The organism is Deinococcus sp., assembly GCF_030523985.1.
GTDB lineage: Bacteria > Deinococcota > Deinococci > Deinococcales > Deinococcaceae > Deinococcus.
Window position 1 is genome coordinate 10,561 of record NZ_JAUNHK010000016.1, and the last position, 12,141, is coordinate 22,701.

11 protein-coding genes and 2 pseudogenes are annotated in these 12,141 nt (G+C 66.3%); 8 read left to right on the forward strand and 5 right to left on the reverse strand.

Annotation, left to right across the window (positions count from 1 at the left end):
* Nucleotides 1-139: 139 nt before the first annotated feature.
* Both Q4C89_RS04315 and Q4C89_RS04320 read right to left on the reverse strand, forming a co-directional pair.
* Nucleotides 140-913: a TerC family protein gene (locus Q4C89_RS04315; RefSeq protein WP_303101373.1), complete on the reverse strand. Its 774-nt coding sequence runs from the start codon at nucleotides 911-913 to the stop codon at nucleotides 140-142.
* Nucleotides 914-1,073: 160 nt separating this feature from the next.
* Nucleotides 1,074-1,271: a hypothetical protein gene (locus Q4C89_RS04320; protein ID WP_303101374.1), complete on the reverse strand. Its 198-nt coding sequence runs from the start codon at nucleotides 1,269-1,271 to the stop codon at nucleotides 1,074-1,076.
* Between the two features lie 277 nt (nucleotides 1,272-1,548).
* Between Q4C89_RS04320 and aceB the strand changes: the two genes are divergently transcribed.
* Together aceB and Q4C89_RS04330 are read left to right on the forward strand one after the other, a co-directional pair.
* Nucleotides 1,549-3,114: a malate synthase A gene (gene aceB, locus Q4C89_RS04325; protein WP_303101375.1), complete on the forward strand. Its 1,566-nt coding sequence runs from the start codon at nucleotides 1,549-1,551 to the stop codon at nucleotides 3,112-3,114.
* A gap of 83 nt (nucleotides 3,115-3,197) precedes the next feature.
* The gene (locus Q4C89_RS04330) at nucleotides 3,198-4,919 is read left to right on the forward strand and encodes an NAD-dependent malic enzyme (protein ID WP_303101376.1); all 1,722 of its coding nucleotides are present in this window, start codon (nucleotides 3,198-3,200) and stop codon (nucleotides 4,917-4,919) included.
* 21 nt (nucleotides 4,920-4,940) lie between these two features.
* Here the strand turns inward: Q4C89_RS04330 and Q4C89_RS04335 are convergent, their stop codons facing one another.
* Genes Q4C89_RS04335 through Q4C89_RS04345 form a run of 3 tightly spaced genes read right to left on the reverse strand, consistent with a single transcriptional unit; the run spans nucleotide 4,941 to nucleotide 8,657 of the window.
* Nucleotides 4,941-5,876, reverse strand: coding sequence for an adenylyltransferase/cytidyltransferase family protein (locus Q4C89_RS04335; protein WP_303101377.1), 936 nt, complete (start codon nucleotides 5,874-5,876; stop codon nucleotides 4,941-4,943).
* Nucleotides 5,869-7,314, reverse strand: coding sequence for a nicotinate phosphoribosyltransferase (gene pncB, locus Q4C89_RS04340; RefSeq protein ID WP_303101378.1), 1,446 nt, complete (start codon nucleotides 7,312-7,314; stop codon nucleotides 5,869-5,871). The genes Q4C89_RS04335 and pncB overlap by 8 nt, the downstream gene beginning before the upstream one ends.
* Before the next feature lie 20 nt (nucleotides 7,315-7,334).
* Nucleotides 7,335-8,657, reverse strand: a complete 1,323-nt coding sequence (locus Q4C89_RS04345; RefSeq protein ID WP_303101396.1) for an MFS transporter — start codon at nucleotides 8,655-8,657, stop codon at nucleotides 7,335-7,337.
* Between the two features lie 145 nt (nucleotides 8,658-8,802).
* On the opposite strand from Q4C89_RS04345, the gene nadE reads away from it, so the two are divergent.
* From nadE to Q4C89_RS04375, 6 genes and pseudogenes are all read left to right on the forward strand, one after another.
* Nucleotides 8,803-9,639 (forward strand): ammonia-dependent NAD(+) synthetase, encoded by an 837-nt coding sequence (gene nadE, locus Q4C89_RS04350; RefSeq protein ID WP_303101379.1) that lies wholly within the window; start codon nucleotides 8,803-8,805, stop codon nucleotides 9,637-9,639.
* Nucleotides 9,636-9,761: pseudogene (locus Q4C89_RS04355) on the forward strand (DUF99 domain-containing protein); the annotation flags it as partial. The gene nadE and the pseudogene Q4C89_RS04355, both read left to right, overlap by 4 nt.
* A gap of 90 nt (nucleotides 9,762-9,851) precedes the next feature.
* Nucleotides 9,852-10,341, forward strand: a pseudogene (locus Q4C89_RS04360) (DUF99 family protein).
* Nucleotides 10,342-10,495: 154 nt separating this feature from the next.
* Entirely contained in the window at nucleotides 10,496-11,272 is a 777-nt protein-coding gene (locus Q4C89_RS04365; RefSeq protein WP_303101380.1) for an SDR family oxidoreductase, read from the forward strand.
* 27 nt (nucleotides 11,273-11,299) lie between these two features.
* The gene (locus Q4C89_RS04370; RefSeq protein ID WP_303101381.1) at nucleotides 11,300-11,749 is read left to right on the forward strand and encodes a MaoC family dehydratase; all 450 of its coding nucleotides are present in this window, start codon (nucleotides 11,300-11,302) and stop codon (nucleotides 11,747-11,749) included.
* A gap of 27 nt (nucleotides 11,750-11,776) precedes the next feature.
* The coding region (locus Q4C89_RS04375; RefSeq protein ID WP_303101382.1) for a PaaI family thioesterase at nucleotides 11,777-12,141 on the forward strand (365 nt) is incomplete at its 3' end.

The window sequence follows — 12,141 nt, forward strand, 5'->3', positions numbered from 1 at the left end:
GTGGTGGACATGCGCGGCACAAGCTACCTCACCCCGCGCCGCGCCATAGCGAAACGGCCGATTTTGGGGGGCAGTCTGGAGCGGGTGCAAAAAATCCCCGGCGCGGGGCCGGGGGAGAGGACAGACCTGTGAACCGCTTTTACTGCGCGTCGGGATTGCGCCCGGTGTCGTGCAGGGCGACGGGCTTGTGACCGCGCACCCGCATGTTGAGCAGTTCGACCACGATGGAAAAGCCCATGGCGAAGTAGGTGTACCCCTTGGGAATCTTGAAGTGGAAGGCTTCGGCAATCAGGTTCACACCGATCAGCAGCAGGAAGGAAAGCGCCAGCATCTTGACGGTCGGGTGACGCTGCACGAATTCCCCGATGGGCTTGGCGGCGAACAGCATAATCGCCACCGTGACCACCACCGCCGTCACCATCACGCCGATGTCGTCCACCATACCCACCGCCGTGATGACGCTGTCGAGGCTGAACACGATGTCGAGCAGCATGATCTGACCGATGATGGCGGCAAATCCGGCGGTGCCGACGCCCACGGCATTGGTGTGCCCTTCGGCGTGCGGGCCTTCGAGCTGCTCGTGCATTTCCTTGGTGGCCTTGTAAATCAGGAACAGACCGCCGAAGAACAGAATCAGGTCTTTGCCGGAAAAGCCGCGTCCGAACAGGGTAAACAGCTCGTTTTTGAGGCTGACCACCCAGCTGATGCTGGCGAGGAGCATGAGGCGGGTCACGGCGGCGCCCAGCAGACCGATGGTGCGGGCGCGGTCACGCTGCTCGGGCGGCAACTTGCCCGCCAGAATGCTGATGAAGATGACGTTGTCCACCCCCAGCACGATTTCGAGCAGCAGCAGGGTGCCGAAAGCCAGCCAGGCTTCGGGTTGACTCATCCAGGCAAAAAGGGTTTCAAACATGCGTCTCCAGTGGGGCGCGATAAAAGGGAGGCGACCTCACACAGGGGGTCGTCTCGGGGCCAAAAAAAGGACGGGCGGTCAGCGCACTCACCGGGCCGGGGCCAGGGAACGCGGTACACCCATCCTTCAGGAGAAGTTGTGCACGAATTATGCGATTCGGCTAAAGATCGTTCATTTTCGGGTGGGCCGGGTCAGGCAAGGGTCGGGCACCCTCCTCTTCCGGCTCCCTGTCCAACACGGTGGAGCGCTGCGGCACGGCCTGGGGAATGACGATGGCGTCACCCCGTACCCCGGAGTTGGGCGGATTGTTCTGGGCGCAAGCGGTGAGCAGCGCCGCCAGGATAAAGACGTATTTCATGACAGAGGACCTCGGACAGGGGAAGCGGGCAGGCGGCGGAAGCGGGACAAACGGAAAAGACGGAGTCGCCTCCCGGCCCCACATTGCAGGCAGGGTCGGTGATTCTGGTGAGAAGGCCGGAAGTTCGCGCCCGTGAGCACTTCGCCCAGAGCTGTTGTCCCTAAACCAGAGACAAAGAGGGGTCGTCAGGCCGGCGGCAGCCAAAACAAATGCGCTAAAATGAAATAGAAGTTCACCAGATGAAAAACACCTCTTTCATCCTGCCAGGAGACTGACCATGACTGACCTCAAGCTGCCCGCCGGACTGACCATCACCGCGCCCGTGAAGCCCGAGTACGCCGAGATTCTGACGCCCGAAGCGCTGGAATTCGTCGCCGAGCTGCACCGCCGTTTCGAGCCGCGCCGCCGCGAACTGATGAAAAAGCGCGAGGAGCGCCAGCAGCGCCTCGACGCGGGCGAACTGCCTGATTTCCTGCCGGAAACCGCCGAGATTCGCGCCGGGGACTGGAAAATCAGCCCGCTGCCCGACGCGCTCAAAGATCGCCGCGTGGAAATCACCGGGCCGGTGGACCGCAAGATGATCATCAACGCGCTGAACTCGGGAGCGCGGATGTTCATGGCCGACTTCGAGGACGCCAGCAGCCCCACCTGGGACAACTGCGTCCAGGGCCAGATCAACCTGCGCGACGCGGTGCGCGGCACCATCAGCCTGGAGCAAAACGGCAAAAGCTACAAACTGAACGACAAGACCGCCACCCTGCTCGTGCGTCCGCGTGGGTGGCACCTGCCCGAAAAGCATGTGCAGGTGGACGGCGAAACTGTCTACGGCGCGTTCTTCGATTTCGGGCTGTTCTTCTTCCATAACGCGGGGGAGCAGCTCGCACGCGGCGCTGGCCCCTTCTTCTACCTGCCCAAGATGGAATCGCACCTCGAAGCGCGGCTGTGGAACGATGTGTTCAACTACGCCGAAGACACCGTGGGCGTGCCACGCGGCAGCATTCGCGGCACGGTGCTGATTGAAACCATCGTGGCGGCGTTCGAGATGGACGAAATCCTGTACGAACTGCGCGAGCACTCGGCGGGCCTGAACTGCGGGCGCTGGGACTACATCTTCAGCTACATCAAGAAGCTGCGTAATCACCCCGACCGCGTGCTGCCCGACCGCGCCAAGGTCACGATGGCCGTGCCGATGATGCAGAACTACTCCAAGCTCGCCATCCAGACCTGCCACAAGCGCGGCGCTCCGGCCATCGGCGGCATGAGCGCGTTCATTCCCGTCAAGGGCGACGAGGCCAAGAACGCCGCCGCCTTCGAGCAGGTGCGGATCGACAAGGAGCGCGAGGCCAACAACGGGCACGACGGCACCTGGGTCGCCCACCCCGGCATGGTGGGGCTCGCCACCGAGGTCTTCGACCGCATCATGCCCACGCCCAACCAGATCGACTCGGACAAGCAAAAGGATTTCACCCTGACCCCCGCTGACCTGCTGACCCCGCCCGAGGGTGCCCCCACCGAAGCGGGCGTGCGCATGAACATCAACGTGGGCATTCAGTACCTCGCCGCCTGGCTGCGCGGCAGTGGGGCCGTGCCGATTCACAACCTGATGGAAGACGCCGCCACCGCCGAAATCAGCCGTGCCCAGCTGTGGCAGTGGCTCAAGCACGGCGTCAAACTCGAAGACGGGCGCACCCTCGACCAGGAACTGTTCGATGGCCTCTACGCCGACGAAGTGCAGAAGCTCGGGGCCGACTTTGCCGACGCCGCCGACCTGTTCAAGCAGACCGCGACGGGCGACACCCTCGCCGAGTTCCTGACCCTGCCCGGCTACGAGCGCCTGGCCTAACTGAAATGACGTGACCGGGGTGGAGAAGATGCCTGTGCGTTCTCCACCCCATGCCCTTTTCCTTTTCCCCACCAGGAGACCCCATGAGCCACAAAACCTTGCCCCTCACCGACCACTACGACGTCAAGCGCGGCGAAGACGGCCACCGCTACCTGCGCCCGCTGGTGCGCGGCTTTAACCTCACCCGGATTCCGCTGCTGAACAAGGGCACCGCCTTTTCCGAGCAGGAGCGCGAAGAACTGGGCCTGGACGGGCTGCTCGCGCCCCAGGTGGACAGCCTGGAAGTGCTGGTCGAACGGGCCTACCGCGAGTTTTCCAAGCGGGAAGCGCCGCTGGAAAAACACGTCTACCTGCGTAACCTGCAAGACCGCAACGAGGTGCTGTTTTACGCGCTGCTCTCGCGCCACGTGGGAGAAATGCTGCCTATCGTCTACACGCCGACGGTGGGCGACGCGGTCAAGAAATTCAGTCAGATCTACCGCTACCCTCGCGGCCTGACCCTCAGTACTCGCAACATCGAGCGGGCCGAGCGGGCGCTCGCCAACGTGCCGCTCAACGACGTGCGCATCATCGTCGCCACCGATTCGAGCGCGATTCTGGGCATCGGGGACCAGGGCTTCGGCGGCATGGCGATTTCCATCGGCAAACTCAGCCTCTACACCGTGGCGGGCGGCGTCGGCCCCGACAAGACCCTGCCCGTCGAACTCGACGTGGGCACGGGCCGAGAGGACCTGCGCGGCGACCCGCATTACCTCGGGGTCAAGCACGAGCGGCTGACGGGCGACGAGTATTTCAGCTTCATTGACCGCTTCGTGGAAGCGACCATCCAGCGCTATCCCAAGGCCATCATCCAGTGGGAAGATTTTTCCAAGGACGCCGCCTTCGAGGTACTGGCCCGTTACCGCCGCGTCGTGCCGAGCTTCAATGACGATATTCAAGGCACGGGCGCGGTGGTGCTGGCGGGGGTGCTCAACGCCTGCCGCCTGAAGGGGGAAACGCTGGGCCAGCAGGTCGTCGTCGTCCACGGCGCGGGCGCGGGCGGGGCCGGGGTCGCCGCTGCCATCCGCGAGGGCATGAAGCGCGAGGGCCTGTCGCCCGAAGACATCAGCCGCCGGGTGTTCGTTCTCGATTCGCGCGGCCTGCTCACCGACGACCGCCAGATGGAGGACTACAAGAAGTCGCTGGCGACGCCCAAAGGTCACACCGAGGGCTGGCGCGGCACCGACCTGCTCAGCGTGGTGCAGGAGGCGAAGGCGACAGTGCTGCTCGGCCTGTCGGGCGTGCCCGGCACCTTCGATGAAGGAATTGTCCGGGCCGCACTCGCCAACACGCCGCGCCCGCTGGTCTTTCCGCTCTCCAACCCCACTGCCCACTCCGAGGCGCTCCCCGAAGACATCCTGCGCTGGACGGACGGCGCGGCGATTGTGGCGACGGGCAGCCCCTTTGCCCCCGTCGAACATAACGGGCAGACCCATGAAATCGGGCAGGGCAACAACGCCTTTATTTTCCCCGGCCTCGGCTTCGGCGCGATTCTGGCCCGCGTGCGCGAAATCACCGACGAAATGGTCACCGAAGCGGCCTACGCGCTGGCGGCCTACACCGCCGAGCACCACCCCCAGCGCACCTATCCCCCGGTGGCCGAACTGTCGCAGGCCAGCGTTCAGGTGGCGGTGGCGGTCATCAAGCAAGCCCTCAAAGACGGCGTCGCCACCGAATTCAGCGTGCGCCACATGAGCGACGACGAATTGCGGGCCTTCGTGGAGCGCAAGTTCTGGGCACCGAAGTACCTGCCCTACCGCTCTTGAACACGTAACCGGAAGCCAGGGTCAGCCCAGCCGTCGCCCGATGACTGGGCTGACCTTTTCCGCCAGCAGCCGATTCAGAATCACGCCCGCGTCCTCATGAAACAGGCGCGGGTGTTCAAGCGCGGTTTCCAGAGAGACGGGAACGGCGTCACTGGCGAGGCTGGCGGGTGGTGGCCCCAGAAAGACCTGCGCCACGGTGGGCGCGACCAGGGCGCGGGCCGGATGGTCGAAGGTGGCGTCACCCGGCGCGGCCACCTGCCCAGGCTCCAGCACCCGCCCCGGCCACTCCCAGAGTCCCTGACCGATGGGGCCGGGGCGGTGCCGGAGCCAGACTTGCTCCCCGGTCACATGCAGCCAGCGTTCCTCGTGCAGGGTCACCCCTGGCGGCAGGGCGGCGCGGGCGGCCTGGAGTGCGGCCCACTCACGGGTCAGCCGGGCACAGGTGGGCGTGCGGGCAAAGCGGGCCAGGGCCAGCGCGACGGTCTGGGGCAGGCCCGCAGGCAGGGGGCGACCTTCAAAAAGTGCAGTGCGAATGTCGGTGGCGTTCAGGCCCACCGTCTGGGGCACGGGCAGCCGCTCCCAGTCGGGAAACCAGCGCAGATAGCTCGAACTGGCGTCCTTCTCGAAGCCGACCAGCGCGAGGCGGGCGTCCGGGCCATAGACCTCCGCCGCGACCCGGCGCACGTCGGCGGCCCACAGGTCGGCGTCGAAGCGGTCAGGCAGCGGGCGAAACGTCACCCGGCTCAGGTCGGCCCCCGCCTCTGCCAGCGCCGCCCGGAACAGCGTCTCGCGCTCGGCGGGCGTCAACGGGTTCTTGACACTGCGGGCCAGATTCGCGCTGCCCAGCAGCACCAGCACGCGGGAAGCGGCGTCCAGCGCGGTCAGCACGCTGCCGACATGCGCGGCGTGCGGCGGCTGAAACCGTCCGACGTAGACGGCGCACAGCGGTTCAGACATGCTGGCGCAGACTTTCGGCGGTCTGGTCGCGGAGCTGCGCCACCTCGGGCGCGAGGCTGACGCGGTAGATGTGGGGATTGAGCAATCGGCGCGTTTCGGGGGCGAGGCGGGCGAGCTGCTGCCGGGCGCGGGCTTGCAGGGCGCTCAGGCTCTCGGCAGGGCGGGTGCGCTGGCCTCCCCGCATCACCACCTCGCGGGCCGGTTGCCAGTCCAGGCCAGCGGGCAGGCGGGCGCTGCGTAGCGGGTTGGTCGGGTCGCTCACGCGCATTCCGGGGTGGGGCGTTTCTCCCAGGGTCAGCACGTCCCAGGCGAAGTCTCCGCCCTCCCCGGTCTCCGCGCCGCGCCACACGGCCTTGACCCCCGGCAAGCTGGACTTGGCCGGGTCGCCCGTCAGCTTCATGCGGGGCCTGCCATTCAGTTCGGCCAGTTTGTAGACGCCGCCCAGCGCCCCCCCGCCAGGGCCACCTGCCGTGGCGAGCTGGGTGCCCACGCCGTACACGTCCACCCGCCCGCCCTCGGCAATCACGCCCGCGATGACCGATTCGGAGAGGTCGTTGCTCGCCACGATCTTGACCCCCGGAAAGCCCGCTGCGTCCAGCCGCGCCCGGATGACCCGCGAGAGGTAGGCGAGGTCGCCCGAATCGAGCCGCACACCGCTCAGCTCGTGGCCCTTGGCCCGCAGTTCCGCCGCCACCGTCAGGGCATTGGGCAAGCCACTTTCGAGGGTGTCAATCGTGTCGAGCAGCAGCGTGGTCGAGTCGGGATAGAGCTGGGCGTAAGCGCGAAAGGCGTCGAGTTCGCTCGGAAAGCTCTCCACCCAGGCGTGCGCGTGCGTGCCCGACACCGGAAGGCCGAAGCGCCGCCCCGCCTCCACGTTGCTGGTGCCGACGGCGCCGCCCACGAAGGCCGCCCGCGCCGCACTCACCGCGCCGTCCGGCCCTTGCGCCCGCCGCGCTCCGAATTCGAGCACCGTGCCGCCGCCGACCTGCGCCGCCAGCACGCAGCGGGCCGCCTTGGTCGCCACCAGTGTCTGAAAATTGAGCATGTTCAGCAGCGCCGTCTCGACGAGTTGCGCTTCCCACAGCGGCCCGCGCACCGTCAGCAGCGGCTCGTGCGGAAACACCACGCTGCCCTCCAGAAACGCCGTCACTTCGCACGAAAAGCGCCACTCGCGCAATGCCGACAGAAATTCGGGCCGGAACTGCCCCAGCGAGGCCAGATAGTCGAGGTCGGCGGCACTGAACTGCAACCCCTCAAGCCAGTCCAGCACGTTTTCCAGCCCGGCCCAGACCGCGTACCCTCCCTCGAAGGGCAGCCGCCGAAAATACAGGTCGAAGGTGGCTTGCTGCTCGTGCAGGCCGCTGAAAAAGTACCCCTGCATCATCGTGAGCTGGTAGAGGTCGGTCAGCAGGGGAGAGAGGGGGCTCGTTTGTGTCATAGAGAACAAAGCATAACGTCCTACACGTCGCTGAGCGCCTTGTCCCGCGTCTCGACCCCGATGCCCCAGGCGGCGGCGGCAGCGAGGGCGAAACAGACCGCAAAGACGGTGAGGGCCAGCGCCAGATTGCCCGTGAGCAGCATGGCCCCGATGCTGGGCGACAGCACGCTCGCCAGTCGCGCCACGCCGCTGACAAAGCCCATGCCCGTGGTGCGCAGGCTGGTGGGAAACAGTTCGGGCGTGTAGGCGTAGAGCGACCCCCACGCCCCCAGCAGCGCGAACGACAGCAGCGCCGAGGTCATCAGCACACTGTTTGCGTCGTGGGCCAGCAGAAACAAGTATGCTCCCACCGCCCCGAGGGTCAGAAAACCGACCAGCGTGACGCGCCGCCCGACCTTTTCGACCAGATACGCCGCCAGCAGATACCCCGGCACCTGCGCCAGCGCCAGCAGCAGCGTGGTGCGGTAGACCGCGCCGAGGTCCATCCCCTGCGCCCGCAGGAAACTGGGCAGCCAGGTAAAGAGGCCGTAGTAGCCCAGGCTCAGGCCGAACCAGGTCAGCGCCAGCAGCGGCGTGCGGCGGGCCAGCACCCCCTGGAAAAGCTGCGCGGGTGTGACTCTCGGCGGCTGCGCGGGATGCGCCAGCGGAGCGGAGGGCAGGCTGCCGCCGTTGGCCTGCGCGACCCGTTCCAGCGCCGCCCGCGCTCCGCTTTCGTCGCCGCGCAGCAGCAGCGAACGCGGCGAATCGGGAATCCCCAGCCGCGCCAGCAAACCGACCAGCCCCGGCAGCGCCGCGAGGCCCAGTAGCCAGCGCCAGCCCTCGGCGGGGTCGAAATTGAGGCTGACCCACCACGCCAGCGCCGCCACCGCCACCGTGCCCACCGCCCAGAAACTTTCGAGGTACACCAGAAAGCGCCCGCGCCAAGCCGTCGGGACGAACTCCGCCATCATCGAATAGTCCACCGGGAGCGTGCCGCCGATGGCAAACCCCGTCAGGAAGCGGGCGACCACCAGCCACGTCAGCGTCGGCGCGAAGGCCCCCGCCAGCCCGAACACCACCCCGAGCGCCACCGTCGTCAGGAAAACGGTGCGCCGCCCCAGTCGGTCGGCCAGAAACCCCCAGAACCATGCGCCCAGCAGCATCCCCGCGAAGGTGGCGGTCAGCAGGCCCGTCGCGGCGGGTGAGCCCTTGGGCAACTCGAACGCCGCGCTGATGCCGGGCAGCGCGAAGCCCATCAGCAGCACTTCCATCGCGTCGGCGGCCCAGGTCAGGCCACAAATCGCCAGCAGCTTCCACTGAAAGCGGCCCAGGCCCAGGCCGTCCAGCACGCGGTCTACGGTCAGCGGCGCCGGGCTGGTGAGGGAATCCGCCTGTCCTCCGGGGAGTGATGTGGTCACGCGGGTAGTTTAGCGGCTGCCTGCAGCGTGGGAACGGCCCCAGCCTCACCTCACCCGCCGAGGGGACTCGCGGACAGGGCATACTGGCCCCATGACTGCGCTTCTTTCGCCCCTGCGCCAGCACATTCTGAACGAACTGCACGTCCAGCCTGACATTGACCCGGCTGCCGAGGTGAAGCGGCGGGTGCAGTTTCTCTGTGAGTACCTACAAACGACGCCGACAAAAGGCTTCGTGCTGGGCATCAGCGGCGGACAAGATTCCACGCTGGCCGGGCGGCTGTGCCAGCTCGCCGCCGAGCGGCTGCGGGCCGCTGGACGCGAGGCGACCTTCACGGCGGTGCGCCTGCCCTACGGCGTCCAGGCCGACGAAGCCGACGCTCAGCGGGCACTGGCGTTCATCCGGCCCGACCGGGTGCTGACCGTCAACATCAAGGAGGCGGTAGACGCCTCGGCCCGCGCCGCCGCCGACGCACTGGGCGCCGAACTGCGCGACTTCGTGCGCGGCAACATCAAGGCCCGTGAGCGGATGGTGGCCCAGTACGCCATCGCCGGGCAGGACAACCTGCTGGTGGTGGGCACCGACCACGCCGCCGAAGCCGTCACCGGGTTCTACACCAAATACGGCGACGGTGGCGTAGACCTGACGCCCCTGACCGGCCTGACCAAGCGGCAGGGCGCACAGTTGCTGGAACATCTGGGCGCACCCGAAAGCACTTGGCGCAAGGTGCCCACCGCCGACCTCGAAGATGACCGCCCCGGCCTGCCCGACGAGGCCGCGCTGGGCCTGACCTACGCCCAGATTGACGCCTATCTGGAGGGCCGTGAAGTGGACACTGCCGCCGCCGAGCGCCTGGAAAAGATGTTCCTGCACACCCGCCACAAGCGCCACCAGCCTGCTTCTCCTTTTGGGGGCTGGTGGCGCGAATAGGCCCAGCGTCCCACCTCTCGCACGTCATCGGCTTTGACGACGCGCCCTTTGACCGCGATTGGCGCGGCGACGTGCGGGTGTTCGGAGCGGTCTACGCCGGGCCGACGCTGCACGCGGTGGTCATACCGCTCTGAAAAATAGTTGGCGTATGCGAACTATTTTTCCGAACGGAGTGAGTAAGAGGAGATACGGGTCTGAACGGCTCGGAGGAGATGGCGGCGCTTTTCCGACATCTCCGTAGAAGAGTTCGGACCCGTATCAGCGGAAAGGTGCGACGTGACGGGCGCAACTCGACGGCGGAACTGGCCCGGCTGGTGTCCGGTCAGGCCGAGTACCTGCAACTGATTTTCCTGCAAGGCATCGCGCTCGGCGGCTTCAATGTGGTTGACTTGCACGAACTCCAGGGGCGCACCGGCCTTCCCGTGCTGGTGGTCGCCCGGCGTCCGCCCCGGTTGGAGCGCATTCGGCGGGCGCTGCTCGAACAGGTGCCGGGCGGGGCGCGCAAGTGGCGACTCATCGAGGGCGGGCGAGATGGAACCCTGCGGCGCGGTCTACGTGCAGCGGGCGGGCCTGACATTGGCCTAGGCCGAAGCCGCGCTGGACACCTTCTGCCTGACCAGCCGCATCCCGGAGCCGCTCCGCACAGCGCACCTCATCGCCGGGGGCGTCATGCGGGGCAGCAGCGCCGGGCAGCGGGTCTAATCCGGCGGTGAAAAACTCGGTCACTGCGTGGGAAATGGCCTTCCTCTTTCCCCATCCTCCGCCCACGCCCTATCTTTCCCTGAACGTACAAAATTGACGTGCGCGTAAATTTCCGTATGCTATGGGCATCTCAATAAATGCGGAGGTAAGCGAGATGGCACTGAAAGAACTGTTCGACCTGAGCGGTAAGGTGGCCCTGATTACGGGCGGCTCTCGTGGGTTGGGCCTGCAAATGGCCGAGGCCCTGGGTGAGTACGGCGCCGTGGTGGTGCTGACCGCCCGCAAGCAAAACGAACTCGACGAAGCGAAAGCCCACCTTGAAGGGCTGGGTGTCAAGGCGCACGTCTATGCCAACGACCTGGGCGATTTCGAGGCGATTGAGCCGCTGGTCACCCGTATTCATCAGGAAGTCGGCCCAATCGACATCCTGGTCAACAATGCCGGAGCCACCTGGGGCGCACCCACCGTCGAACACCCCTTCGACGCCTGGATGAAGGTGATGAACGTCAACGTCAACGGCACGTTCCTGCTGACCCAGAGCGTTCTCAAGCACTGCATGTTGCCCGCCGGAAAGGGCCGCATCATCAACGTCGCCAGCGTGGCGGGCCTGCGCGGCAACAGCCCCCGCATGGCCCCGACGATGGCCTACAACACTTCCAAGGGTGCAGTCGTCAACTTTACTCGCGCCCTGGCCGCAGAAATGGCCCCGCTCGGTATCACCGTCAACTCGATTTGCCCCGGTTACTTCCCCACCAAAATGACGCGTGGCACGCTGGCGAAGGCCGAAGAACTCATCGTGGAGAACACGCCGATGGGTCGCCTGGGTGGCGAGTCCGACCTCAAGGGCCTGGCCCTGCTGCTCGCCAGCGACGCCAGCGCCTACATGACCGGGCAGAACATCGCCGTAGACGGCGGTATCACGTCCAACTGAGTCCAGCCAAAAGGGAGCTGAAGCGACATGCAACTGAGCGAACTCGGGCAACTGGTTGGGCAGGAAGTCGCCGTCTCGGACTGGGTCGAGGTGACCCAGGACAGAATCAATCTCTTCGCCGACGCGACGGGTGACCACCAGTTCATCCATGTGGACGAAGCCAAAGCCGCGCAGGGGCCGTTCGGGACGACGGTGGCGCACGGTTTCCTGACCCTCTCGCTGCTGGCGGGCGAATTCAGGAATCTGGGCGGTGCGCTGCCGCTCTCCGGCGTGCGGGTGCTGCTCAATTACGGCCTGAACCGGGTGCGTTTCCCGGCCCCCGTTCCTGTCGGCAGCCGCCTGCGCAGTCACTCCGTGCTGCAAGCCGTCGAGCCGGGAGAGGGCTACGTGCAGTTCACCATACTCAACACCATCGAGATGGAGGGCAGCGACAAGCCCGCCTGCATCGCCGAGGGCGTCTTCCGCGCCTATCTCTGATTTGACCTTTTCTCAGGGAGGAACCCCATGACCTTACCCACGACCCCCGCCGAACTGGTGGCCTATGCCAACAACATCATCGCTGCCCAGACCTTTTCCACGCTGGTGGGCGCACAGTTCACCGAGATTACGCCCCAGTCGGCGGAGCTGCGCGTGCCACTGCGCGAAGACCTGCGCCAGCACCACGGCTTTGCCCACGGCGGCCTGCTGGCGACCATGGCCGACATTGGCTTGACCTTCATGGGGGCGTTTGTCATCGGCCCCAACGTGCTGACCAGCGAATACAAAATCAACTTTCTGCGCCCCGCCACGGGCAGCGAACTGGTGGCGCGCGCCAGCGTCATCAGCGGCGGCAAGCGGCAGGCCGTGACCCGCTGCGACATTTTTGCCGT